At 32.6% G+C, this 25,943-nt stretch carries 19 protein-coding genes, 1 tRNA gene and 3 pseudogenes; 18 read left to right on the top strand and 5 right to left on the bottom strand.

What is annotated here, in order from left to right:
- Positions 1-87 precede the first annotated feature (87 nt).
- Both IPK06_04330 and IPK06_04325 read left to right on the top strand, forming a co-directional pair.
- Positions 88-1,083, top strand: coding sequence for a hypothetical protein (locus IPK06_04330; GenBank protein MBK7979235.1), 996 nt, complete (start codon positions 88-90; stop codon positions 1,081-1,083).
- Positions 1,046-4,198 (top strand): hypothetical protein, encoded by a 3,153-nt coding sequence (locus tag IPK06_04325; GenBank protein ID MBK7979234.1) that lies wholly within the window; start codon positions 1,046-1,048, stop codon positions 4,196-4,198. Before IPK06_04330 ends, IPK06_04325 begins: the two co-directional genes overlap by 38 nt.
- A 33-nt stretch (positions 4,199-4,231) precedes the next feature.
- Here IPK06_04325 and IPK06_04320 read toward each other — a convergent pair whose 3' ends face one another.
- Positions 4,232-4,936 carry a hypothetical protein gene (locus tag IPK06_04320; protein MBK7979233.1) on the bottom strand — a complete coding sequence of 235 codons (705 nt, stop codon included), beginning with the start codon at positions 4,934-4,936 and terminating at the stop codon, positions 4,232-4,234.
- A 397-nt stretch (positions 4,937-5,333) separates the two neighbouring features.
- Positions 5,334-5,407, bottom strand: a tRNA-Ile gene (locus IPK06_04315).
- 142 nt (positions 5,408-5,549) lie between these two features.
- Between IPK06_04315 and IPK06_04310 the strand changes: the two are divergent.
- From IPK06_04310 to IPK06_04285, 6 genes and pseudogenes are all read left to right on the top strand, one after another.
- Positions 5,550-7,486, top strand: a pseudogene (locus tag IPK06_04310) (oligopeptide transporter, OPT family).
- Positions 7,487-7,500: 14 nt separating this feature from the next.
- Positions 7,501-8,786 (top strand): annotated as a pseudogene (locus IPK06_04305) (MFS transporter).
- Positions 8,787-8,789: 3 nt separating this feature from the next.
- The gene (locus IPK06_04300) at positions 8,790-9,119 is read left to right on the top strand and encodes a PqqD family protein (protein MBK7979232.1); all 330 of its coding nucleotides are present in this window, start codon (positions 8,790-8,792) and stop codon (positions 9,117-9,119) included.
- Between the two features lie 12 nt (positions 9,120-9,131).
- Positions 9,132-10,094 carry an aminopeptidase gene (locus tag IPK06_04295; protein ID MBK7979231.1) on the top strand — a complete coding sequence of 321 codons (963 nt, stop codon included), beginning with the start codon at positions 9,132-9,134 and terminating at the stop codon, positions 10,092-10,094.
- Between the two features lie 38 nt (positions 10,095-10,132).
- On the top strand, positions 10,133-10,540 hold the full coding sequence (locus IPK06_04290; protein MBK7979230.1) for an ester cyclase: 408 nt from the start codon (positions 10,133-10,135) through the stop codon (positions 10,538-10,540).
- Between the two features lie 123 nt (positions 10,541-10,663).
- Positions 10,664-12,839: pseudogene (locus IPK06_04285) on the top strand (UvrD-helicase domain-containing protein).
- Positions 12,840-12,912: 73 nt separating this feature from the next.
- On the opposite strand, the gene IPK06_04280 reads toward IPK06_04285, so the two are convergent.
- Positions 12,913-14,118: an ATP-dependent 6-phosphofructokinase gene (locus tag IPK06_04280; protein ID MBK7979229.1), complete on the bottom strand. Its 1,206-nt coding sequence runs from the start codon at positions 14,116-14,118 to the stop codon at positions 12,913-12,915.
- Positions 14,119-14,384: 266 nt separating this feature from the next.
- Here IPK06_04280 and sulP point away from each other — a divergent pair, with 266 nt between their 5' ends.
- Positions 14,385-16,040: a sulfate permease gene (gene sulP / locus IPK06_04275; protein ID MBK7979228.1), complete on the top strand. Its 1,656-nt coding sequence runs from the start codon at positions 14,385-14,387 to the stop codon at positions 16,038-16,040.
- 46 nt (positions 16,041-16,086) lie between these two features.
- On the opposite strand, the gene IPK06_04270 is transcribed toward sulP, so the two are convergent.
- Together IPK06_04270 and IPK06_04265 are read right to left on the bottom strand one after the other, a co-directional pair.
- Positions 16,087-16,359 carry a co-chaperone GroES gene (locus IPK06_04270; GenBank protein ID MBK7979227.1) on the bottom strand — a complete coding sequence of 91 codons (273 nt, stop codon included), beginning with the start codon at positions 16,357-16,359 and terminating at the stop codon, positions 16,087-16,089.
- Positions 16,360-16,373: 14 nt separating this feature from the next.
- On the bottom strand, positions 16,374-16,625 hold the full coding sequence (locus tag IPK06_04265; protein MBK7979226.1) for an NrdH-redoxin: 252 nt from the start codon (positions 16,623-16,625) through the stop codon (positions 16,374-16,376).
- A 231-nt stretch (positions 16,626-16,856) separates the two neighbouring features.
- Between IPK06_04265 and IPK06_04260 the strand changes: the two genes are divergently transcribed.
- From IPK06_04260 to IPK06_04220, 9 genes are all read left to right on the top strand, one after another.
- Positions 16,857-17,969 (top strand): C40 family peptidase, encoded by a 1,113-nt coding sequence (locus IPK06_04260; GenBank protein MBK7979225.1) that lies wholly within the window; start codon positions 16,857-16,859, stop codon positions 17,967-17,969.
- A gap of 6 nt (positions 17,970-17,975) precedes the next feature.
- Positions 17,976-18,983 carry a dipeptide epimerase gene (locus IPK06_04255; GenBank protein ID MBK7979224.1) on the top strand — a complete coding sequence of 336 codons (1,008 nt, stop codon included), beginning with the start codon at positions 17,976-17,978 and terminating at the stop codon, positions 18,981-18,983.
- 192 nt (positions 18,984-19,175) lie between these two features.
- Positions 19,176-20,252 carry a hypothetical protein gene (locus tag IPK06_04250; protein MBK7979223.1) on the top strand — a complete coding sequence of 359 codons (1,077 nt, stop codon included), beginning with the start codon at positions 19,176-19,178 and terminating at the stop codon, positions 20,250-20,252.
- Positions 20,253-20,254: 2 nt separating this feature from the next.
- Positions 20,255-23,254 (top strand): response regulator, encoded by a 3,000-nt coding sequence (locus tag IPK06_04245; GenBank protein MBK7979222.1) that lies wholly within the window; start codon positions 20,255-20,257, stop codon positions 23,252-23,254.
- A 240-nt stretch (positions 23,255-23,494) separates the two neighbouring features.
- On the top strand, positions 23,495-24,115 hold the full coding sequence (gene lexA, locus IPK06_04240) for a repressor LexA (GenBank protein ID MBK7979221.1): 621 nt from the start codon (positions 23,495-23,497) through the stop codon (positions 24,113-24,115).
- Positions 24,075-24,236, top strand: coding sequence for a hypothetical protein (locus IPK06_04235; GenBank protein ID MBK7979220.1), 162 nt, complete (start codon positions 24,075-24,077; stop codon positions 24,234-24,236). The genes lexA and IPK06_04235 overlap by 41 nt, the downstream gene beginning before the upstream one ends.
- Positions 24,237-24,393: 157 nt before the next feature.
- Positions 24,394-24,771: a GxxExxY protein gene (locus IPK06_04230; protein ID MBK7979219.1), complete on the top strand. Its 378-nt coding sequence runs from the start codon at positions 24,394-24,396 to the stop codon at positions 24,769-24,771.
- A gap of 58 nt (positions 24,772-24,829) precedes the next feature.
- Positions 24,830-25,324, top strand: a complete 495-nt coding sequence (locus IPK06_04225; protein MBK7979218.1) for a methylated-DNA--[protein]-cysteine S-methyltransferase — start codon at positions 24,830-24,832, stop codon at positions 25,322-25,324.
- A gap of 171 nt (positions 25,325-25,495) precedes the next feature.
- Positions 25,496-25,915, top strand: coding sequence for a YjbQ family protein (locus IPK06_04220; GenBank protein ID MBK7979217.1), 420 nt, complete (start codon positions 25,496-25,498; stop codon positions 25,913-25,915).
- Positions 25,916-25,943: the final 28 nt, after the last annotated feature.

Here is a 25,943-nt window from a genome sequence, read left to right as displayed (position 1 = left end):
ACCAACTGTTTCTTTGCAAAGAGGATTTTCTTTTCGGGGAACAAACCAGCTTATTCGATAAATGGTGAAACATTTGTTCTGGCCAATATGAATGATCTTGCAGATGCAGGACTTGGCAGCGGAGCCGGTTACGCACGAACGGACGCAACAAATAATTTTTCCGCAACTCAAAATTTTAACGCCGGCGCTTCAATCGCTGATGGACAAAAATTTAAATTAGGGCGTTCCACATCTCCATTAACAATCGGCAATTATGGTTTTGTTTTAAGCAATTTGGGAGGTTATGTAAATTATAGTTGGGTTGATGCCAACAACGATAAGGGTGTTGATACTTTAGCAACTTTGAGAAAATTAAGACAGTTGGGAGTTGGCACAACATCGGGTCAGTATGCATTGACGAACTCAACGCAGACCGGATTTCAATCGGCATGGACTTGGACGAGCGGTTCATCTTATGGTATTTTGTTTGGCGATGGCAATCAGCTTGGTATCCCTTACTTTTCAAATATCAATAATATTCAATCATATAGATTGGGTTGGACTGGAAGTGGCATTTTATATTTCGGTTATAATAAAATTATGAACGAAAGTGATGTTGATGATAAAGTTAGCGATGTTCTTAGTTATCAATATCCGGCTACGGTTACTGCCATAACTGATACTTTGACGTTTAGAGATAATAACTATATTGCCGCCCGATATACGGTTCCGGGAAATACAACAATTTACGTTTCAAATTCATCACCGGGATGGGTTAGTTTTTGTGTGAACGGAACATTGAATACTGTAACAATTTCAGCTAAAAACGGAAGCGGCGCAAGCACGTGGGGAACTATTAAATGGAGTAACGGGAATGCCCCAAACTTCTCTAATACATACGCGGTTTATCAAATAAATTTACAAAGATTGGATGCTACAACAATATTAGCATCGTGGGGTATTTCATCAATGAGAAAAATTATAATTTTATTTTTATTAGTATCCTCTTGCGCATTTGCGCAAGGCTTTAAAATGCTGATTAGCACTCAATTCGGAAACGAAAGAAGTGAAGAGCTTCTGTCGTCAAATTCAGATACAACCTGATTTAGGCATTTTAACAGCTAATTATATTGATTTTAATTTTACGGTTCATAACATAAATGCTTTAGATACATTAGACATGCACGCTTGGTTGAATCTACAAACTCCGTTTTATCTGACTTCGTTTCCTTCCGGTTGGTACATTTTTCCGGGTGATTCGGGTATTTTCGGAATGAGAATCGACCATCTTGGGGTTGATACTGTATACTCGGTAAATGTCGGATTTGTTGCTTCTAATATTGCCGATACATATAGAGATACTTTGTGGCATACTTTTGTTGTTGATATGCAAACAACAAGTAATACTTTATTAGCATTAAAAAATCTAACTGCAGAAAGCAATAATAGTGGTATCTATTTAAGTTGGCAAGATCCAAATGTTCAGGATACAACAGTTGTTTATGATTTAAATTTTCTCATTTCTTCTGATGTTAATTTATTCACTCCAAATTCGAGTGCGGCAATTTTAAGCTATGATGTGGGAAGAATGAAGATAACTAACAACAATGTATATTCAGCTTGGAATTCCGCAAAGATTGAGATTCCGGTTATTAGTGGTCAAAGATATGAAATTAAATCAGACTACGTTCAAGGAACAGCAAATACCGGCTGGCTTGTTGTTTACGATAAATTAAACTCGGCACTAAAATTAACAACTCAAAGCTCAATAAGTAATACAACTTTCACTTATTCTTTTACTTCCAATTTTACCGGAACAGCAGTAGTATTACTGCAAATTAATGCTGACGTTTTGGGAGAGTATGCATTCTTCGATAATTTCTCTATTCGACAAACTGAACCGAGCTATGATTACATCGCGATAGAAAGGCAACCATACTATTTAGGTTACCCGAACGGAAATTTCTCTGAAATTTTCAGAAGTTCGAATGCTATTACATCTTATTTGGATAATTCAGCAACTGTAAATGAACAATATAATTATCGATTAAAGATTAGTAAAAACGATTATGCGATTTATTCAAATAGTGATACCGCAACTTATAAAATTCTTGATGAAACTCCGGTTTCTGATTTGCATAATATTTATGCTGATGTTTATGTGAAAAATGGAGGATCAACTAATTGGGCTAATCGTTCGGACTCCACAACCGGAATTACTATTGAAACATTATTGAGTAATATTTCGTCGTTGGGAACAAATAAAATAATTGCATTTAAGTCGGGAGATTATTTCCTAAAAGCATTTAAACTAAATGGCTCCGCATATGACAATTTTACTTTTACTACGTATGGCGGCAGTAAAAGAGCTAAAATTGGATTGTATGCTGAATTGCCAGGATGGAATAATTCGGCAAATTGGGTTTCTCAAGGTGCGAAAGATGGCGGATATTTATGGAAATTTGATTTTACTGGTAAAGCTCAAGCTCCGTATTCATTGCAAAGACTATATCTTAATGATGTAGAATATTACTCTCGCGCAAACATAGAGAAATATTTAGTTTCACCGACTTATTATCAATCGCTTGGAACTGTTGATGCAACTGGTGGTCAAGCTCCGGAATTGTTACAAGATTCCGTTTGGGCTCACTATAGTGCTATTTACCCATGGACTAAGGATGTTTGGCAGAATAATCAAGCGTTGCAATTATTATTATGGACACCAACAAATACTAACCCGGCAAATTATTATTATTCGATCAAACAAGTTAGCTATAATAGTGCCGACCCCGAATGGAGCGGACTTATTGAATTCGAAAATATAGACAATTTAACATTGGACTTTTTGGAATTTGAAGGCGGAGAATTTGGTACTATATTTTTAATAAAGACAAATAATGTGTTGTTTAAAAATTGCATACTTAATAAACCGCAGTATGCCTCAATCCGATGTTATGAAGTGAGTGAATCGCATTTTTTGAATAATGATTTCATTGGTTACGATCAACTACCAGAAGGAACAATTATAGCCGATGAAGGTTCTGCAAGAGACGGTATTGGTTTATTTTATAATTCAGACAATAATGTTGTTAGAGGTAACAGATTTTATAATTACAGCACTCAGTCTATAAATGTAAGCGCTATTTTACCAACACAACAAGCTGCCAGCGGTTATGATACTGGAGTTCCAGAGAATAATATTATAGATAGCAACTTTGTTATAAATACAATCGGAAGAAGATACGCGAGACCTTTTCAGGTCAGTTGTAATGAGGTAGCTTTCCCGAATTGGGTAACAAATACATCTTATTCAGCAGGAACAATAGTAACAAATTCATCGGCAGCTTATAGATGCTTGGTAAGTCATACTTCAGGAACATTCTCAACAGATTTAGCGAATGGCAAATGGAATTATGAAGGGGCAAGTCTTTATAACCACACAAGAATGCCAATCAATACCTATGTAACCAGGAATTTGTTTATTAACATGAACGTTGGTGCTAAAGATATGGGTGCTGATTTGAAGTATATGTATAATGTTTATGTCGGAGATCCAGATCCATTCCCAAAATGGATTATTGATCATGGCAAAGTTTATGCAGCAAATAATAGCTCCGTTTTCGAAACAATCGGTGACACAACAAATTCATTGAGACTTTATTTGAATAATACATTTGTAAATGTTAGAAGCGGACTGAGTTATTCAGGTAGTGACTATGGGTTTATAACTTCAAACTATGCTTATGAAAATAATTTATTTCTAAACATGGCAACTTCGAGAAAGTTTAATATTCGTTCATATACTCCGACCATTTACGTAAACAGTGATTTGGATTTCAGATGGTATAGAAATAGAACCAAAGCATCAATTAAGAATAATCTAAGCTTCAATTCAAATTTAACAGATACTGGTGATAGATTAGGATATAAGCTTGATGAATCCTCTTCGAATACGTATACCTATGCTGAGTTTGCAACATTCTTAACTGGGGATGCGAATAGAACTGTAAGCGGAAACATCGTGCTAAGTAACGCAACTTATAATTTGAATTCTATTTTACCAAATTGGCAGAATAGTGATTATAAAATTAATACTTCTTCTCCGGCTCATAATGCCGGAATTGATATAACGAATTATTTGCCTAACTGGTTAACAAAAGATTATTTCGGAAATGTAATAAATAAAACCCAACCGAACATAGGGGCGGTAGATAATTAAAAATTTGCGGAGTAAAATACTCCGCATTTATTTTTAAAAGAATAAGGTTAAACCCATGCGAACGGGAGCGCCTTTTATTTCAAATCCTTTTTCTTTCGATTTATTCGATTCTGAACTTGAATTTGTCGAATAATCAAGAACGCTTGTTGTTTTTTTTGTATAATTATGATCTCTAATAAAATATTGCATCAATAATCCTACTTCAACAGATAATGAAAAATCTTCCGAAAATTTATATTCGGCACCTACTAATCCATCAACACCATATATTTGTATATCTTGTTTTGTAATTTCAGTTTCTCTAAATGTATAAGTTGAATTTGCGCTTTTGTTGACATTATCTAAATTTTCAAAATATACAAACGGACCAAAACCGACTAAAAAATTAACATTCTTTTTATTGAAAAGAAGTCTGTGATATTGTGCTGAGAATCCTAATCCAAACAGCGTTCTATCTCCATTTATAGAATTTTTATAAACAGGAGGTAATTGGTAGTTTTGAATTTGTGAGCCGTTCCTATCCGAGTTGGATATATTAAATAAAAATCCGAATCTAAAACCGCTATTTTTATCTAAAAAATACCTATATGAAACTGTGTAACCATCAAAATTGGTTAGTTGAAAATTTTCGCCAATTTGAAATTGAAGTCCGTGAGGATTTTCTACTTTGCAGCTGTCTTGAGCATAATTTGTAGCAATAATAATTGTAAAAATAAAAAAATAAATAAGAGGTTTCATCTCAACTCCATTTTAGTTTAAAGAAAATTCAGCCCCTCACGCCTCACTGAACTTTATACTAAATATAACTATCCAAGTATGAGTGAATTATAAATATCAGTTTAATACTTTATTTTTGAATTAAAAATAAGCAAATTTCTGATAATAAAATATCGTTTTTAAGATATGATTATTGCATGAATATATATTAATAAGATATATCATGATAAGTTAAAAATGCTTGGCTAGAGTTTTCTTTACGTTTGTTATTAATGGAAATTAAAAACTTTTTATTATTCATGATGTAATTTGAAAGGCGAAAAGTGTTACAAAGAGTGTTACAGCCGAAAAATAAAAATCAAATTCCTTTTAAAATAAAAAAGCCTAAGTTATTTATTTGCTTAGGCTTACAACTTTGTGGGCCCGGAGGGACTTGAACCCCCGACCCTCTGATTATGAGTCAGATGCTCTAACCAACTGAGCTACAGGCCCTAAAAATCTAGATTCAAAAAATAATATATTCATTTTTGTTAAGCAATAGATTTTTACAATTATCAAAAATTCCATTTCAAGTTTTTTTTAATCAGTTAATATTTTTATTTTAGTAAATCGTATCTATTCAAAAGGATGAATTATGGAAACAAATCAAACATCTTTCAAACCTTACATTTCTGCTAAAGATTTTATTCCCGAATTTACACCTAAAGCGGTTATGCTTGGTGCAATTTTGGAATTATTTTTGGAGCCGCAACAGTTTACCTTGGTTTAAAAGTTGGACTTACTGTAAGCGCTTCAATACCTATAGCAGTTCTTTCAATTTCGGTTTTTAAGTATATCGGAAAATCAACAATCTTAGAAAATAATATTGTTCAAACAATTGGCTCGGCAGGCGAATCTGTAGCGGCTGGTGTTGTATTTACTTTACCTGCACTTTTATTTTTACCTGGAGGACAGGAATATTTCAAATATTTTCAGATATTTGTTCTTGCATTGGCTGGGGGAATTCTAGGTGTTCTTTTTATGATTCCTTTGAGAAGATCGTTAATTGTTAAAGAACATGGGAATTTACCTTTTCCTGAAGGTACCGCGTGCGCAGATGTTCTTGTAGCAAGGAAAAAGGAGGATCACTTGCGCAAAAGTATTTTATGGGCTAGGTATCGCTTTTGCTTATAAATTTTTAATGTCGATTTTAGGTTTATGGAAAGATGTTCCAACTTATGTATTTGATAGAAAATCTTCACTTCCAAACGGAACTGTAACTGCCGAAATTACTCCTGAATTATTAGGTGTCGGTTATATAATTGGACCAAAGATTGCAGGAATAATGGTAGCCGGCGGTGTTTTATCTTGGTTGGTTTTAATTCCGCTCATTACTTTGTTAGGCGATAATTTAACTCAAGTTTTCCTCCTGCTCAAAAACTAATATCAGAAATGAGTGCCAGAGAAATTTGGAATAGTTATATCAGATATATTGGCGCCGGTGCGGTAACTTTCGGGGGAATAATTACGTTAATCAGATCTTTCCCAACTATTATAAGTGCGTTTAGCGATTCATTCAAAGATTTAAAAGAATCCAAAGAGAATAAAGCCAAGGAAGTATTAAGAACAGAAAAAGATATTCCTTTAGTTTTTGTCCTAATTGGCAGCGTAGTTTTAATAATTTTCATGGCTGTAATTCCAAATATTCCCACTAATCTTTTATCCGCAGTTATGATAGTAGTATTTGGTTTTTTCTTTGTAACTGTATCATCAAGGATTGTAGGTTTAATTGGTTCATCTTCAAATCCAATTTCGGGTATGACAATTGCAACACTAATGGCAACCGCTTTAATTTTTGTTGGAGTAGGCTGGACGGGAGATATTTATCAACCTATAGTTTTAATTGTCGGTTCTATTGTCTGTATTGCATCAGCAAATGCAGGCGCAACTTCACAAGATTTAAAGACCGGATATTTAGTAGGAGCAACTCCGATAAATCAGCAATTGGGTTTAATAATTGGAGTAACTGCTTCCTCATTTGCAATTGGCGGAACGGTTTTACTTTTAAATAATGCTTTAGGAATTGGAGCTATAACACCCGAACACCCAACTCCTTTGCCAGCGCCTCAAGCGACTTTAATGGCTACAGTTATTAAAGGTTTGTTAAGTCAAAATTTACCTTGGGGTTTAGTAATTGTTGGAATGGGAATTTCTGCGGTAATGGAATTGAGCGGAGTAAGATCTCTGCCTTTTGCGGTTGGCGCATATTTACCGCTTTCAACTACGTCGCCTATTTTCATTGGAGGATTGGTTAAATTAATCTCAGATAAAATGAAAAAAAGCAACAAAGAAGAATCTGAAATTGGTCCGGGAGCATTATTTAGTTCAGGATTAATTGCCGGAGGAGCGTTGACCGGAATTTTAATCGCAATTTTAATAGGTTCAAATTACAATGACAAACCGTTGATAGAATATCTTAATACAGGTGTGGCGGAAGGAATTGGCGCTACTGGCGATTTAATATCAATTATTATTTTTGCTGCTTTAGCGTTCGTTTTATTTAAATTTGCGTCAGAAAAAAACAACAATTAACTTTTGGATAATATATGAATGCGATTTCTGAACAAATAAATTTGGGAAAACCAGAGCCGTCTCCGCTTTTCAGATGGATTGTTTTAGTATTGATCAGTTTAGCAATGTTTGGTAACTATTATGTTTACGATAGTATTGCGCCGATTGCAGATCTTTGAAAAAGACTTAGGGTTCAGCGATGAAAATATTGGGCAGATGTATTCCATTTACAGTATTGCAGCTATTTTTATTCTAATTCTCGGCGGAATCTTTATTGATAAATACGGTACAAAAATTTCCGTTTTATTATTTGGTATTATATGCACTGTTGCTGCCGTTGTTCCAACATTGACATCTGATCTCTCGGTAATGCTGTTTGGAAGACTTCTTCTTGGAGTTGGAGCAGAGCCATTAATTGTAGCAATTACAACGGCATTAGCAAAATGGTTTAAGGGAAAAGAATTGAGTTTTGCATTTGGTATAAACTTAACTATTGCGAGATTAGGCTCTGTTGCTGCGGATAATTCTCCGACTTGGGCGAGCGGTTTCTATATAAATTGGCACGACCCGCTTGTGCTTTCCGCAATAATTTCATTGTCATGTGCCATTGGCGGTATCGCATATTGGCTTTTGGAAACATGGGCAGAAAAAAATTACTCAATGGGTCAGGCCGGCGCAACGGATAAATTTGTGCTATCCGACCTTTTCAAATTCAGTAAATCTTTTTGGTATATTGTCGCACTTTGTATTACTTTTTACTCGGCTATATTTCCCTTCAGAAGTTTTGCCATTAAATTTTTTATGGAATTCCATGGAGCAAGTAGGGAATTTGCCGGTTTCTTAAACAGCTTGCTCCCAATTTCCGCAATGATCGCGACACCACTTTTCGGTTTATTTGTTGATAAAGTTGGCAAACGTGCGTTTTTATGATGGTTGGGTCAATTCTTCTGCTTCCGGTTTATTTAATGTTTATTTATTCCGGAATTTCTCTTTACGTACCAATAACGATGATGGGAATAGCATTTTCATTAATCCCCGCAATTATGTGGCCATCGGTTGCTTACATTGTTGATCAAAAAAGATTAGGAACCGCATATTCAGTAATGACATTAATTCAGCAAATAGGATTAGCCGGATTTAATTGGTTAATTGGAGCGGCTAATGATTACGGCAGCGCGAGCGTTCAAAATCCGGTTGGATATAAATACGGAATGTGGATATTTTCAATCTTAGGATTTTTCGGATTACTTTTTCGTATCTATTAAGAAAATCAGAAACAGGTCCAAATGGCCATGGTTTGGAAAATCCGACAGTTCATTGATTTATGATTGAATTAAATTCATTATACCCAATTCGCGATTGTGATTTCGAAGAAATTGATAGTTTGGTGGTCGTATTCTATCTGAATAAAAAGCCAAGTTTCATTGAAAAAATATTCTTTAAAAAGCAGTTGAATAAACCTTATAAAATTGATCTTGATGAAATTGGAAGTTTTATTTGGCATTTGTGTGACGGTAAAAAAAATGTTGAGGAAATAATTAAGACTGCTCAATCACATTTTAACGAAAAAATTGAACCGGCAGAACAAAGAGTTCATCTTTTTGTTAACCAAATGAATAAAAATCATTTAATAAGACTTTACGAAAAGAAATAAAATAGAGTAACAATGAAATTAACAAATCTTGATAGAGCATCTGTAATTGCAATTAAAGATTGTATGGGAACTAAAAAAAATGAGAAAGTTCTGATAATTTCAGATGAAAATAAAAGAGAGATTGGAATATCATTATTTGAGAATTCTAAAAGATTGGGCTACAAATCTTTCTATTTGGAAATGCAACCGCTCGAGTATAACGGACAAGAACCGCCTAAGTTCATTGCCGAAGCGATGAAGTTGGTGGATGTAATTTTATGCCCGACTACAAAATCATTGACTCATACAAACGCAAGAAGGGAAGCTTCCGCATTAGGAAAAAGAATTGCAACTCTCCCCGGAATTACTAAGGAAGTAATGATCAGAGGGCTTAGCGCAGATTATAAAGAAATTGCAAACCTTTCAATAAAACTCGCAAAAATGATGGATAAAACCAATAATGTTAAAATTACAACCTCATTGGGAACAGATATTACAATGAACATTGAAGGGCGAAAAGCAATTGCAAGCAAAGGTTTATTTCATAAAAAAGGTGAAAGCGGAAATTTACCTACGGGCGAGGCTTTCGCTGCTCCCGTTGAAGGTACGACAAATGGAGTATTTGTTTCTGACGGATCATTTGCAGGTGTGGGCAAACTAAAAACTCCAATAAAAATTGTTGTAGAAAATGGTTATGCGTCAGAAATTTCCGGCGGCGAGGAAGCTCAGCAACTGATTAATATGTTATCGAAATTTGGTAAAAATGGAAGGAACATAGCCGAAATCGGAATCGGAACCAATGACAAGGCTAAGATTAGCGGAATATTATTGGAAGATGAAAAAGTTCTCGGAACGGTCCATATAGCCTTAGGAAATAATTTAAGTATGGGTGGAAAAATTGACGTTCCTATACATGTTGACGGAGTAATTTTAAAACCTACCGTTTACTTTGATAATAAAATAATTATGAAAAACGGTAAATTATTAATTAGCTGATAACTTTAATTAAAGTATCTAAATTATTATAGTATAATATGTTAGACAATCGATCTAAATTCGAATATCTTGCAAACCAATGGATTTCTTTGTGGAATTCACCCCTTGACTTAAACTTATTTGATGAATTGCATTCTGATGATTTTATAGATCTTTCATCTTCCGGAAGACCCAGCGATAAAAACGGTTTTAAAGAAGGCATTCTAAAACTATTAAACGCGTTCCCCGATTTACAAACCAATGTTGACGATATTTTAATTGATTTTGAAAAATCTCAAATTGCCGTTCGATGGCATTCAATTGGAATAAATAAACAGAAATATTTGGGTATTGGTCCAACTGAAAAGCTTACTAAAATAACCGGTATCGAGATTATTGAAATAAAAGAAGATAAAATTGTTAAACGGTGGGGCGAATGGGATATTTTAGACCACTTAAATAAATGATTTTATCCATAAAATTAACGCAAATCTCATCTCATATCTTATAATTATTATCAAAACAATTCTAATTTTTGAAATTGGCATTTAAAATTAGTAAATTTGCCATCTTGAAAAATCGAGGTAAAAGTGAAAATACTTAATGAATTGAACGAAAAACAAAGAGAAGCAGTCGAATTCAATAGTGCTCCCAACATGATTGTGGCAGGCGCCGGTTCGGGAAAAACAAGAGTATTGACGTATAAAATTGCATATCTATTAGAAAACGGTTATGAAGCATCTTCAATTCTTGCGTTAACATTTACCAATAAAGCTGCAAAGGAAATGAAAGAAAGAATTGCAAAACTTATTGGTCCAAAAGCTAATGAATTATGGATGGGAACTTTCCATTCAATTTTTGCAAGAGTATTAAGAGTTGAAGCAAATAAAATAGGTTATGAACCTAACTTTTCAATTTATGATAAAGAAGACTCAACATCTTTAGTAAGTAACTGTCTTCAAGCTTTAAATATTAATCTGGATAATTTAACGGCAAATTCAGTCCAGCATAAAATAAGTTTTTTAAAAAATCAAATGATCTCAGCAGATGAATATTTAAAACATATTGCGAATAATTTGATTGAAAAAAAGGTTGCTGAAGTTTACGTTGAATACAATAAAAGACTAAAACTAAATAATTCAATGGATTTTGATGATTTACTTCTTAAACCAATTGACTTGTTCAATGAAAACCAAAGAATATTAACAAAATATAAAAGTCAATTCAAGTATGTTCTTGTTGATGAATATCAAGATACCAATAAAGCCCAATACGAATTGCTGAAACTTATTACTTCACCCAAAATTAAGATTTGTGTGGTTGGAGATGATGCCCAAAGCATATATGGTTGGCGAGGCGCCGATATCAACAACATGCTGAATTTTGAAAAGGATTTTGCAAAAGCAAAAACTTTTAGATTAGAGCAAAATTACAGATCGACTGGAAAAATCTTAAAAGCAGCCGATTCAATTATCAAAAATAATCAGAATCAAATTAAAAAAACTCTTTGGACAGAAAACAAAGAAGGCGAAGATATTTCTATAATTAGAAGTACAGATGAAAAAGACGAAGCATATTTAATCGCAAAACAAATTAAAAAGGAAGTTACGAGTCGAAAAATTCCATTAAATGATATCGCGATTCTTTACAGAATTAATTCTCAATCAAGAGCTTTGGAAGAAGCTTTAAAAAGAAAAAGTTCCATATAAAATAATTGGCGGCGTAGAATTTTATAGAAGGAAAGAAGTAAAGGACGTTATTGGATATTTAAGAATTTTAGCAAATCAGGAAGATGAAGAAAGTTTGCTTAGAATTATGAATTTCCCTCAAAGAGGAATAGGAAATACCTCAATAAGCAAAATGATCGATTTTGCCAGAAAATTGAATATTTCACTTTTTACTACAATGTCCAGAGTATTTGAAGTTATTGAAGTAAAAGAGAGAATTCAGAAAAATGTTAAACAGTTCAAATTGCTTTTAGATAAATACATCAAACTCAAAAACGAACTTTCACTTTTGGAGTTAACATCCGCGTTGATTGATGATCTTGGAATTCTGAAAGTTTATAAGGAAGAAAATACTCAAGAATCGATGCAGAGATATGAAAATATTCAGGAGTTATTGAGCGGAATTGCCGAGTTTGTTAAGGGAAAACCAGATGCAACTATTGACGACTTTTTAGCTGAAGTTTCACTCATTGCCGGAATTGATCAGTATTCTGAAGAAAACAATTCAGTTACATTAATGACGATTCATAGTGCAAAAGGTTTGGAATTTCCGGTTGTTTTCATAACCGGATGCGAAGAAGATATTTTCCCGTTAAATCCAAAATTCGACAACGATTCTAAAATTGAAGAAGAAAGAAGACTTTTTTATGTTGCATTGACAAGAGCACAATTAAAAGTATTCATTTCGTACGCAAGATCAAGATATAGATTTGGCGAAGTTGCTTATCAAAGTAAGTCGCGGTTTTTGGATGAGCTTGATCCTGATACTGTTGATGACGATAACAAAGGCAGTTTAAGAAAAGGCGGAAGAAGAAGAAAGGCGTTTTATGATGAAATGTATCAGGAAGATTATGACGATTTTAACCAGGAAAGAAGGGCATTTAGAGTTGGCAGCAGAATATCCCATGAATTATTCGGAAATGGAAAAGTATTGAAAATTACCGGTGCTGGAGATATGACTAAAGTAACTATCGCTTTTGAAGAAAAAGGAACCAAAACTCTTTTATTAAAATTTGCGAATATACATTTGGCTTCCTAAACTTATTATAAAAATAAAAAGCCCAATTTCTAAATGAGATTGGGCTTTTTGTTTTAAACATAATGCTAAAATCCTAATCACTAGCCATAATAAATAATGGTTTTGATTCAAAGCTCTTATAATGAGGTCTTAATCGTTCAACATTATAATATTTATCAACGTCAACTACCTTTTTGAAACTCGTTACAATTTCAATCGGAGCATTGTCGTATCTTCCGTTTTTAAGAGTTACCAATCTTCCTGATGTTCCTTCGAGCACTAAATCCAAAGCTAAGTTTCCGTATGCCATAGGTACAATTGAATCAATCGCGTCAGGGTCGCCGCTTCTAACCATATAACCTAAACGTTGATTGATTACATTCACTCTATGTCCTTTATTGTATTTAACAGAAAGGTCTTTCATCTTTTTAGAAACCATGTCACCAATTCCGCCCAATTTCTTATGTCCGAACATATCTGTTTCCTGATCTTCAAATGTCATATCAGCACTTTCTTGCATCATTGCACCTTCAGAAACCAAACATACTGAATATTTGCTCGGATTATTCATGCGGTCGTAAACCATTAATTCTGTTAATCTTTCTACATCGAACTTGTGTTCAGGAATAACGCAGCGGTCTGCAGCTCCGGCCATAGTTGGCAGTAATGCTGAGAATCCTGCGTATCTTCCAAAAACTTCGATTATTAAAAATCTTTCGTGAGAACCGGCACTTGTTCTGAGCGCGTGTGTCAATTCAATTGTTCTTGTTACGCATGTGCTGAATCCAATGCAATAATCTGTTCCCGGAACATCATTATCCATTGTTTTTGGAATTGCAATAACTTTCATGCCTTGGTCATGAAGATGTTTCCCATAACTTAATGTATCATCACCGCCAATAGGAATTAAATAATCTAATCCCATAAAGTCGATATTTTGCATTACTTCAGGAGTTAAATCATTAATTTCATTGGTGTAGCTGTCTTTTAAGTGTTCGGGAACATTCGGTTTTGGAACGTGACTAGCTCGTGTTCTGGACGAATGCAAGAATGTACCGCCGGTTCTTCCAGCTTTATTTACTATCTTTTCTGAAAGTTCAATGAAATTTTCACTATTGTCATATTGCTTATCTCTAACAATATCAATCATTCCACCCCAACCACGGCGAATTCCAACAACACGGTATCCTTCACGTATTGCGCGAATTGTTACTGCACGGATTGCCGGATTTAATCCCGGAACATCTCCGCCTCCAGTAAGAATTCCAATTGTTCCTTTGATTTTGTTAATATTACTCATTCTTTCTCCATTTGGAATTTAATTGGTTTGTTTGCAACGTTAAATCTTAATTTTTCCGACCGTAAATATAACTTATAATTATTTTTTTGCGAAATATAAAATAACCCAATATTCTCTTTTTTAGTTATTGTGTATAATTATTCATATATAAATCAAAATTCTTATATATAGTTTGCATTTAAAAGGGTATTTGTATCTAAATTAAATTAAATTTAAATATAAAAAAAAATAAAAATTACACTCCCAAGAGCTGAACTATGTCGAATATGTCGTGGAAATCATTTTTTCTACCTATACAAAAATTATCATCAAAACAGTTATTATCCGAACTTACTTCAGGAGTAATAGTTGGGATTGTGGCATTGCCTCTTGCAATTGCTTTTGGTATTGCTTCTGGTGTAACTCCTGAAAAAGGCTTGATTACCGCCATAATTGGAGGATTTATTGTTTCCTATTTTGGCGGAAGCAAAGTTCAAATTGGAGGTCCGACCGGAGCATTTATTATAATTGTTTATGGTATTGTTCAGCAATTTGGCGTTAATGGATTGATTATCGCGACTTTAATGGCGGGCATTATTTTAATTGTTATGGGTGCCGCAAGATTTGGGGCTATGATCAAATTTATACCTTATCCTGTTGTGGTAGGATTTACAACCGGAATTGCTGTTGTAATATTTTCAAGCCAAATTAAAGATTTTTTTGGTCTGAAAATTGAAAATGTACCCGCTGATTTTTTGGAAAAATGGACAGTTTTTGTACATAATTTTTCTACTTTAAATCTTCAAACCCTTTTCATTTCTGTTTTGTCTTTAATAATTATAATTTTTTGGCCGAAAGTTTCCAGAAAAATTCCAGGTTCTTTACTTGCAATATTTGTAAGTGTTCTATTGGTCAAGTTTTTCAATCTTAATGTTGAAACTATTGAATCAAAATTCGGAGAAATTCCTTCGGTAATTCCACAGCCAATTTTTCCGGAATTCAGTTTTAAGATTATTAAGGAAATGATAATGCCAGCCACAACAATTGCAATTTTAGCCGCAATTGAAGCACTTCTTTCCGCTGTGGTTGCCGATGGTATGATCGGATCAAGACATAATTCAAATAAAGAACTTATTGCACAGGGAATAGCAAATGTTTTTTCTCCCATTTTTGGAGGAATTCCGGTAACGGGAGCAATTGCAAGAACAGCGACCAATATTAAAAACGGCGGCAGAACTCCGTTAGCGGGTATAATTCATGCATTAACTCTTTTATTAATTATGATTTTTTTGGGAAAATGGGCAAAGTTAATTCCAATGGCTACATTAGCCGCAATTTTAGTCGTAGTAGCTTATAATATGAGCGAATATAAAGTATTTTATCATCTTTTGAAAAGCCCAAAGAGCGATGTTGCTGTTCTGCTTACGACATTTTTCTTAACCGTAATTTTAGATTTAACAATTGCAATTGAAGTAGGAATGATTTTGGCCGGATTTTTATTTATGCGGCGAATGGCAGAAGTTTCTAATCTTGAGATTATAAAGAATGAATTTTCAGATTCTGAAAATATTAATGATCCAATGGCTATTCAAAATAAAGTTGTACCTGAAGGAGTTGAAATTTATGAAATTAACGGTCCTTTCTTTTTTGGCGCCGCAAATAAATTTCGTGAAGTTATGAATGAAATAGAAAACCCGCCGAAGATTAGAATAATTAGAATGAGAAACGTTCCGGCAGTAGATGCAACAGGATTAAAAATGCTTCGAGAAATATACAGAGACAGTAAGGATTTGGATATAATTGTGATTTTATCGGGAGTTAATACTCAACCAAGAAATGCAATTAAACAATTTGGACTTCTTGATGAAATAGGAGAAATGAATGTTTTTGATAATATTGATGACGCATTAAAACGAGCAAATGAAATTTTAAGCGGAAAATAAAAAAGTCCGGTTGAACCGGACTTTAGTATAAAATACAACTAAATTATTAACTTTCGATTATAGCTAAAATGTCGCTTCTTTGGATGATTTTATAATCTTTTCCATCAAAGGAAATTTCTTCGCCACCGTATTTTCCAAATAATACTTTATCGCCGACTTTTAACACTTTTTGTAGTTCTTCGTCTGTTCCTACTGCTTCAACTTTTCCCATAGTTGGTTTTTCTTTTGCTGTATCAGGAATAATGATTCCCGATGCAGTCTTTGTTTCTGCTTCAACTAAAGAAACAAGTACTCTGTCGTCCATTGGTTTAACTTTCATGGTATCTCCTTAATTTATTTTATGTTTAACAAACTATTAATTTTTGGTTTATCAAATCCTACTATTGGCTTATTGTTTATTAAGATAACCGGCACTCCGGTGGTTCCGGCACGCCTCTGCATATCTAAAGCTGCCTTTTGATCTTTTGAAACGTCTACCTCAGTAAACTTTATGTTCTTTTCCCTAAAATATCTTTTTGCGGAAACACAAAAACTACATGTCGGTGTTGTAAACATTATAACTTTTGGTTGTGCAGTTGTACTCATTTTTTTTCTCCGTCAATTATAAAAAATCAATATAATTTGATGAAGAATTCAGAAAAAAGTTTCAAAAAAAATAAAAAAATCCCAAACCAAAATTTAAGTAAAAAATTATAAAAAAATAGTTAAATTTAGTTTAAAAATTACGTTAAAACATTTATTATGAAAAACAGAAACTTTACATATATAATTGCATTTACCTCAATTTTTATTTTTAATTTTTGTCAAGAAAACCAAATGGAACAAATAGAAAACATCATTTTGGAGATTAAAAAAAATTATGCTCCGGATAAAAGAGTTGCCGTCTTTAATATTACCAGCGAAAATAAAAATGGAAATGTTTTATTGAGTGGAGAGACGGATAATTCAGAAGCATTAAATGAATTAGTTTACCAATTAAAATTAAATGAAATAAATTACGAACTGAACGTAAAAATGCTTCCTGATAAAAATCTTGGCGATAAAAAATTCGGAATAATTAATTTGTCGGTTGCAAATCTTAGAACTGAACTTGGACATTCTGCGGAAATGGCGACGCAAGCCTTACTTGGAACAGTTGTAAAAGTGTTAAAATCAGAAAATAATTGGTATATGATCCAAACACCCGATAAATATATTTCATGGGTGGATGAGGACGGAATTTTGTGCGTAACTGAAGATGAAATGAAAAATTGGAAGGAATCTGAAAAAGCAATAATAACAAAAAGTAATTCAGAAGTTTTTTATAATCCGAATGAAAAAAGTGAGAAAATTTCGGATTTGGTTTTGGGAGATATTTTAAAAATAGTTAAGATTGATAAAGAATTTACTAAAGTCGAATTTTCCGATTTGAGACAAGGTTTTGTAAAATCAGAAGATTTACAAAATTTCAAATTATGGCAGAGTGATACAACTGCTTCAGCTGAAAAAGTAATTGCTGATTCAAAAAATTTCATAGGAATTCCATATTTGTGGGGAGGAACTTCATCTAAAGGAGTTGACTGCAGCGGATTTACAAAAACCGTTTTTTATATGAACAGAATTATTTTACCGCGTGATGCTTCTCAACAAGTGAACGCCGGTGAAATGGTAAATACAGACTCAAATTTTGACAATCTTCAACCTGGTGATCTTTTATTTTTTGGAAAGAAAAAAAGTGAAAATCAAAATGAAAAAATTACACACGTTGCTATTTATCTAGGTGACGGGAAATATATTCATTCCTCGGGAAGAGTAAGATACAACAGTCTTTTCAAAGATTCGGATATTTTTAATGAATACAGATTTAATTCGTTTGTTAAAGCAAAACGAATTCTTGGAAATTTTGATAAAGGCGAAAATCTTGTTAAGAATAATTCATTCTACAATTAAAATATTATGAAACTATCATTCAAACCTTATACGCTTGAATTAAAACATACGTTTACAATTTCATCTAATTCAAGAACTACAACTCCGGTCGTGTTGACTCAAATAGAACACGAGGGAAATATCGGATACGGTGAAGCATCAATGCCGCCGTACTTAGGCGAATCGCATGAGTCTGTTTTAAGATTTTTATCTAAACTAAATTTAGAGCAATTTAATGATCCGTTTTTAATTGACGATATTCTTGATTACGTTGATAAAACAGATGAAAAAAATACCGCGGCAAAAGCTTCTGTTGATATTGCTCTCCATGATTTAGTTGGAAAGCTTTTAATGAAGCCTTGGTTTAAAATTTGGGGATATAATAAATCAAAAACGCCGTTTACAACTTTTACGATTGGAATTGACAAAGAAGAAATTCTAAAGCAAAAGATTACGGAAGCCGAACCATATAAAATTCTTAAGATAAAATTAGGCAGCGAAGACGATAAAAAACTTATCTCTACAATTAGAAAATTTACGAATAAACCACTTGCCGTTGATGCAAATCAAGGTTGGAAAGCAAAAGATTTTGCGCTTGATTTAATTTATTGGCTTCAAGAACAAAATGTTCAAATGATTGAACAGCCGATGCCGAAAGATAAATTTGATGAAACTGCTTGGCTGACGGAAAATAGTCCGCTTCCAATTTTTGCGGATGAAGCGGTTCAAAGATTAAGCGACGTTATTTCGGCAAAGGGAATTTATTCAGGAATAAATATAAAATTAATGAAATGTACCGGAATGAGAGAAGCCAATAAAATGCTGAATTTAGCAAAATCATTTGGAATGAAAGTAATGATTGGATGTATGACTGAAACTTCATGCGCAATTTCCGCCGCGGCTCAATTATCACCTCAAGTGGATTGGGCAGATTTAGACGGAAATCTTCTTATTAAAAATGATCCGTATAGAGGTATTGAAATAATTGAAGGAAGAATCGGACTTAATGAAAGTCCTGGAATTGGATTATTATAATTAACTAAATCAAAAAAAAATTAGTGTTTTGATTTCTTATTCCCGTTTAATTCCTTATTTTCTTAGAAATAACTCAAAATGAAATTTTTTTAACAAATTATGTGATAAGTAACACATAAAATCTGCTAATATTACCATTTCTTAGTGTTCGTAAAAATAATTTAAAGTTAATAACTACTGACTCAGCTCTTAATGCAAAAATTTTCCAAAATATTAACAGGGTTTTCATTCTTAGATCAAAAATGGGGCGGAATTTATCCCGGCGGCAATTATTTAATTATCGGTTCAAAAAATGCCGGCAAATTACTTCTTTCATTAAAAATGATCGAAAATTTTATTTCCATAGATTTGGTAACAATTTTAATAACTAATCAAAGATTTAAAAATTTAGAAATCCAGGCTTCTTCTTTAAATTTTAACATTGAATCCGCGATTACAAGTGAAAAGTTATTTTTATGTAATGATGAAGTTTTTCAGCCATTCGATTCTTTAATGGATTTTATCAATGAAAAAAATCCAAAGGTAATTTTTATAGATAATTTGTTGGAAAATTCTTTCTTTAAGTCAAAAGAAAATTATATTCAACTTTTGGAATTTCTTGAACAAAAAAACATTACACTATTATCAACTGCTTCTTTACCGAGCAATGAAATTTCGAAAAAATTATTAAAAGAAATATTTCAATTTTCAACGGGAATAATTTCTCTGCAGAGGAGTTCAGAAAAAAGAAATTATTCGGGACAAATATCCATTAAGCCCAATATCGGTCATATTGAAGGCGAGTTTGAAACAAATTATAAAATTGTTCCAAATAAAGGATTTGTGACCTTGGCGGATAACGAAAATGAACTTCTAAAAATGCTTTCCAAAGTAAATTCTGAATACGATATTCTTTCTCAAAATCAGAAATTTGATTATACAATTGTTTATGATTTTGAAGAATTTAAATTGTTGGTTGAAAGCAGAAAATCATATTCGGCAAAAACTAATTTACAGATAAATATTATTTCATATAAAATTAAAAATGAAGTAGTTGAATCAATTGAATTGAGCAGAATTATACAAAAAGCTTTGAACACCGGTGACAAAATAAGTTATAAAAACAATAATGTTTTTGTGCTTCCTCAAAGTAATGATGCCGAAGAAGTAGAAAAATTAATTAAAACACTTGATAAAAATATATCGGATTCCTTTAAAAATATTCCAGGCATAGAATTTCTAATTACAAAAAGAAAGGAATTCTTAACTCAATCATATAACTTAGAATAAAAATGACTATAACCGAACAAATATTGAATCTTCTTGAACTAAATGAAAATATTCCGGCATTGGTTTTAAATCATAATGCGGATGTTGTCGCTAAAAATGATGTTTGGTCAAAGTTTTTTGGAAAAGCAGAAGCTGGTAAAAGTTTCTATACAGTGTTCGATAAAAATACTTCTTTATTGGTTAAAAGCAGTTTGATTGACGTTAAAACTTTTTTAAAAGTTAAAACTCGCGAAATACGTTTCTTAATTTCTAATGAGATTAAAAATTACCAATTGATAATCTCGCCATTTAAAATTCAAAACAATTTATATTTTTATTTGCTGGTTTATAATGAAAGCCATAAAAACAATTTTATTGTTTATCCAACATTAGATGATTTCAGTTATACCAAAAAGTATGAATATATTTTTAATCTTCTTTCAAGCAGCAAAACTGAAGAACAAGTTTTGGAAGTTCTTAAAGATCACATAGATATTGCAAAAGAACCGATTGCATTAAAAGAAAAATCAGATTTAATTTTAATGAATTTGAGTTTCAAAGCATTTATGATGCCGGAAGAAACAAAAAGTATTGTCCCGTTAAACCATAGAATTAAAACCAGTGAACTTTTATTGCTGCTTTATTCATTAGAAAAAGAAATTTTCGGATCACAAAATTTTTATATAATAGAGAATACTTTTTCTAAATCTAAAAATTATGCCGAAAGCAATAAGATCTTGGTCTTTCCATTTATCAGAAATGAAAAAACATTAATAATCGGTAAAATAAATTTAGATTCCGATCAAGAAGAAACTCCCAAAAGTGAAGTACTGAGCACTGAAATATCGCAAATTAAAAGTGTTAACCCGACAATAATTTATGACGCAAATAATTTTGAAATTTTAGATGCGAACAATGAAAGTGCTAAAATTTACGGTTATAATTTAGATGAATTCAAATCAAAAAATTTGATTGAACTTTTTCCGCCCGAAGAAATGCAGAAATTATTGAGTCCTATTTTAACGCAAATAAATATTGAATATACACAGCTTAAAAAAGACGGAAGCAGAATAAAAGTTAAAGTTCAAAGAGAAAGTGCTGTTTGGAAAAGCAGAAATGCAATGATTGAAACGATACAGATGATTAATGAAAATGATAATATGAATGTTGATGAACAAATTCCAAATGAAATAAAGCAAGTTATTGATAAAAATGAAATTATTGAAATTGCTGAGACTGAAGAACATATTGCTCTTGATGAAGTTAAAGAATTTGATAATAGTATATTAGAAATATCTGAAAATGATAATGTTCAAAACAACGAAGAAATTTTAGAAGAAGAAAATATTGAAGATGAACCGATTGATGAACAGACATTTGAAGAAATTGATACCGAAGAAAAATTGGTTGAGGATATTTTTGAAGAAAAAAAATCAGATATTTTAGAAGTAGCGAATAACGAGTCGGAAGATACCGGACCGGAAGTAAAAGTTGAAGCAATTATTCCGGAAAATAAATCAAATTTATTGGAAGAAAAAAAGGTACGAAAAGAAATTTCCCCCTTTCTGTCATTGTTATTCCATGAATTACTTACTCCGGTAAATGTAATTTTGGGTTTTGTTCAAGAAATTATTGACAGTATTGAAAACCTTACAGAAGAACAGGAAGAATCGGCGAAGATAATCAAAGAAAATCAGCTGCTGCTTCTATCCACAATGAATTCTGCGGTGCAGTATGCAAAATTGGAAGAAAATTTAATCCCGATTAAAATCGAAGATTTCGATTTTAAGAACCATTTGATTGATATTCAAGATAATTTATTTAAAGTTTCCGAAAAGGAAAGCATTAAAGCTGAATTCTCCAAAACTTTTGAACAGCTTTCGCTTAAGAACGACAAACAAAAACTTTTAGTGGCAATAAATTATTTCATAAAATTTGCCGTTAATCTAACTGACACAAAAGAGATTTTCATTTCTTTAACTTCTGAATCTGATAATTTGATTATTTCAGCAAAGGATAAAGTTTCCGGAATTTCTGATAATTTCTTGAAAAATATTCTGGAGATTCTTAACGTTCAAAAAAATTATGAAAAAAATAATTTGGGCATATCTTCAATTGACGTTAAGCTTTCACAAAAACTAAACGAAATTGTTCACGCAAAAGTCATTAGTAAGACAATAGGAAATGAAAATGTTGCCGCGTTTGTTGTACCTGTTAATTATGAAAATTTTGCCAAAGGTGATATAGCTGAAACAATAACTTCAAATATCCCGGTTATTAAAAATGTTGACGTTGAAATTAAAGAAGAAATAATTACCGATCTTAATGAAGAGAATGTTGATAATGCGGTTGAAGTTGTTGAAACCATAAACGAAGAAATTATTGTTGAAAACGAACCAAGTGAAATTGCAACCGATGTTATATTAGATGAAAATTCCGAAGTTAAACTTGAAGATACAAATGTAACTTTAGATGATGCCGTTATTGAAGAAGAAAGTCATGAAATTATTTCTGATCAAATAAATGCCGATGATCAAGGACCGGAAACTGCGCAAGACCTGGAAGAAACAATTATTGAAGATTTCAGCGAAGAAGATAATTTAGGAAAAGAAATTGAAGTATATGATGAGTCCGCGTCTTTAAATAAATTTGATATTAGCAGTATTTCTTGCTTGTTTATTGATGATTCAATAGATTCTCAACTTTTACTTCAATCACAATTGTACGATTTGAAAAAATTAAGTTTAGCTTCTAACTTAATTGAAGCTTTACCGCTCTTGGAAAAATTTACATTTGATCTGATTATTGTTGATGTAAATCTTAACCATAAATTTAACGGATTTGACGCGTTAAAAATCATTCGTCAATTTAATGATTACAAAAATACCCCAATAGTTGCTCTTACCGCATATCCTTTTGAAAACGATAGGGAAAGATTTCTAAAATTCGGTTTTTCAGATTATTTTATTAAGCCTTTGTTGAGAGATAAACTGATGCAGTTTATTGAAAGAATTTTTTCTTAAAACTTAAACAAAGCATCTCCTCCAAGTTTATTCCATTATGAGTTAAATAAATATTTAAACTCAAGCACATTAATCTCATTTTTATTCTTGACAATCAATTATTGTATTCGTAAGTTATGCCATACAAATGTATGGTATTTACAAAACATTCCCATTTTCGTTCGGCGTTCACTGCCAACGAAACATGTACATGTTTTAAGTAGAAATCCTTAATGTAACTAACCAGCCGAAGGTGTGCTTATGCCTAAAGAATTAACAAAAACCCAGCAGAAAATTTTAGAATTTTTAGCTGAATCAAAAACTAATGGTTTTATGCCGACCTTAGCTGAAATTGCGAAAAAGTTTGGTTACAATAACAGATCAACTGCTCAGCAGCATTTGAATGCAATAGAGAAAAAGGGATATATTAAACGTAATTCCAAACTTTCCAGGGGAATTGAACTTTTGCTTGAAGATAAGTTCTTTATTCCCAAACCAATACTTGGTGAAGTTGCCGCGGGAAATCCGCTTACAATTTACCCGGACGCAATTGATACAATTGAACTTCCTACAATTGCGCACATGCCTAAAGATTCATTTCTGCTTCGCGTAAAAGGGGAAAGTTTAAAGGATGCATACATTTTTAGCGGAGATGTGGTAATTGTAAATCCAAATTTGGAACCGGTAAACGGAAAAATTGTTGTTGCAATTTTAGATGATGCCGCGGTTGTGAAGAGATTTTTTAAGAAAGCAAATTCAATTGAATTGCATTCGGAAAATCCGGAGTTTGAACCAATAATAATTAAAAAGAATTATGTTAACTTTAAAATAGTGGGAATAGTTGTCGGAATATACAGAAGTATGGAGACAATGGCTGGGTAAGAAAATTAACCAAAAAAAAAGAAGTAAAGAAAAGCGCGCTAAATTTACTAATGGAAAAATAATGGAAGACGAATTATCGGAAATTGTAATTGGGTTGACAATTAATTTACGCAAGAATTAAGTGCATAGATTATTAGTACCGGCTTATGGAGAATGTTTGTTGGGAAACAAAAAACAATGCTAGGATATAGGAAGGAGTATAATTAGATTTTAGGTGGAGCTCTTGTTTCACGCAGAGCTCGCTAAGAAATAATCGCAAAGAACGCAAAAGAAATAACATGACGGAAAATGAAATTTCTAAAAAGGTAATTGGTCTTGCAATTGAGCTTCATAAAAGAATAGGACCGGGCTTGTTAGAATCTGTATATGAAAATGCGTTAGCTTATGATTTAAAAGAAGAGGGATTAAAAGTTATACAACAAGTTCCAATGCCTTTTGAATATAAAGAAGTGAAATTAGATGTTAGTTATAGATTAGATTTATTAGTTGAAAATAAAGTCATAATTGAAATAAAATCAGTTGAGAATTTAGCTCCTGTACATTATTCACAATTACTTACATATCTCAAATTATCAAACTTAAAATTAGGGTTATTGATTAATTTCAATACTAAATTACTCAAAAATGGAATTCATAGAATTGTTAATAATTTATAAACTTTGCGCTCATTGCGGAGACTCTTTGCGTTACTTTGCGTGAACCAAGAGGACAATTATGCCTAAATACATTACTTCCCTCCGCTCTCCAATCGGTAAAATAAAACTAACCGGAGATGAAGACTCTGTTTCTTCAATACTTTTTGTTTTTGACGATACTGAAATGGAAGCTGAAAATCCAAGCTCGGTATTGCTTCACTGCAAAAAAGAATTGTCGGAATATTTTTCCGGAAAGAGAAATAACTTCACAGTTCCGGTCAAGCAAGAGGGAACGGAATTCCAGCAGAAAGTATGGAGCGAATTGCTTAAAATTCCTTACGGCAAAACGGTATCCTACAATTTTGTCGCGGAATCATTAGGCGATAAAAAAGCAATAAGGGCGGTGGGAGCCGCAAACGGCAGAAATCAAATTTCTATTATTGTTCCTTGTCACAGAGTAATTGGCAGCGACGGAAGTTTAACAGGTTATGCCGGAGGACTGTGGAGAAAGAAATGGCTGCTCGATCATGAAAAAGAATTTTCCGGCGGCGAAGCACAAATGGAGATGTTTTGAGCAACTCACTTATTCGGTAGTTAACAATAAGAATGTAGTAGAAATTAAATTTGATATATTTTAGCTTTGCGTACTCGGCGTATGAAAACTTAGCGATCTCTGCGTGAAACTTTCCCACGCAAAGGTCGCAATGAAATATTCGCAAAGAACGCAAAAAGTAAAAGAGGAGTTATGAATTACCAAACAGAAATAACTTTAAAGCAAGTAAGCCGCGGATTTCACATAGTTACTCGCGATATTGAGAATGCGATTCCCGAAATGAAAAATATAAAGGTTGGATTGGCTAACATTTTTATCAAGCATACATCGGCATCTTTAACAATAAATGAAAACGTTTCTTCCGATGTCCGCAGAGATATGGAAAAATATTTTAATAATATTGTTTCTGAAAAGATCACTTATTTTGAACATACATATGAAGGGCCGGATGACATGCCTGCTCACATAAAAGCTTCGCTGCTAGGACCATCACTAACAATTCCAATTAAAGATGGAAGATTAAACTTAGGCACTTGGCAGGGAATTTATCTTTGTGAACATAGAGATTACGGCGGCTCAAGAAGAATTGTAATTACCGTAATGGGTGAATAATTTTAGCGTAATTTTATAAATAAACACA

The organism is Ignavibacteriota bacterium (genome assembly GCA_016713565.1).
Lineage (GTDB): Bacteria > Bacteroidota > Ignavibacteria > Ignavibacteriales > Melioribacteraceae.
Note: the sequence above shows the minus strand (reverse complement) of the source record. Positions and strands in the feature narration are given on the sequence as shown.

Excerpts from the sequence above, each read along its gene's own strand:
- IPK06_04230 (MBK7979219.1), top strand. The coding sequence starts at position 24,394 with ATGACGGAAAATGAAATTTCTAAAAAGGTAATTGGTCTTGCAATTGAG.
- IPK06_04265 (MBK7979226.1), bottom strand. The coding sequence starts at position 16,625 with ATGAGTACAACTGCACAACCAAAAGTTATAATGTTTACAACACCGACA.
- IPK06_04300 (MBK7979232.1), top strand. The coding sequence starts at position 8,790 with ATGATTGAATTAAATTCATTATACCCAATTCGCGATTGTGATTTCGAA.
- IPK06_04330 (MBK7979235.1), top strand. The coding sequence starts at position 88 with ATGAATGATCTTGCAGATGCAGGACTTGGCAGCGGAGCCGGTTACGCA.
- IPK06_04295 (MBK7979231.1), top strand. The coding sequence starts at position 9,132 with ATGAAATTAACAAATCTTGATAGAGCATCTGTAATTGCAATTAAAGAT.
- IPK06_04270 (MBK7979227.1), bottom strand. The coding sequence starts at position 16,359 with ATGAAAGTTAAACCAATGGACGACAGAGTACTTGTTTCTTTAGTTGAA.
- IPK06_04320 (MBK7979233.1), bottom strand. The coding sequence starts at position 4,936 with ATGAAACCTCTTATTTATTTTTTTATTTTTACAATTATTATTGCTACA.
- IPK06_04290 (MBK7979230.1), top strand. The coding sequence starts at position 10,133 with ATGTTAGACAATCGATCTAAATTCGAATATCTTGCAAACCAATGGATT.
- sulP (MBK7979228.1), top strand. The coding sequence starts at position 14,385 with ATGTCGTGGAAATCATTTTTTCTACCTATACAAAAATTATCATCAAAA.
- IPK06_04255 (MBK7979224.1), top strand. The coding sequence starts at position 17,976 with ATGAAACTATCATTCAAACCTTATACGCTTGAATTAAAACATACGTTT.
- IPK06_04250 (MBK7979223.1), top strand. The coding sequence starts at position 19,176 with ATGCAAAAATTTTCCAAAATATTAACAGGGTTTTCATTCTTAGATCAA.
- IPK06_04245 (MBK7979222.1), top strand. The coding sequence starts at position 20,255 with ATGACTATAACCGAACAAATATTGAATCTTCTTGAACTAAATGAAAAT.
- IPK06_04225 (MBK7979218.1), top strand. The coding sequence starts at position 24,830 with ATGCCTAAATACATTACTTCCCTCCGCTCTCCAATCGGTAAAATAAAA.
- lexA (MBK7979221.1), top strand. The coding sequence starts at position 23,495 with ATGCCTAAAGAATTAACAAAAACCCAGCAGAAAATTTTAGAATTTTTA.
- IPK06_04220 (MBK7979217.1), top strand. The coding sequence starts at position 25,496 with ATGAATTACCAAACAGAAATAACTTTAAAGCAAGTAAGCCGCGGATTT.
- IPK06_04260 (MBK7979225.1), top strand. The coding sequence starts at position 16,857 with ATGGAACAAATAGAAAACATCATTTTGGAGATTAAAAAAAATTATGCT.
- IPK06_04280 (MBK7979229.1), bottom strand. The coding sequence starts at position 14,118 with ATGAGTAATATTAACAAAATCAAAGGAACAATTGGAATTCTTACTGGA.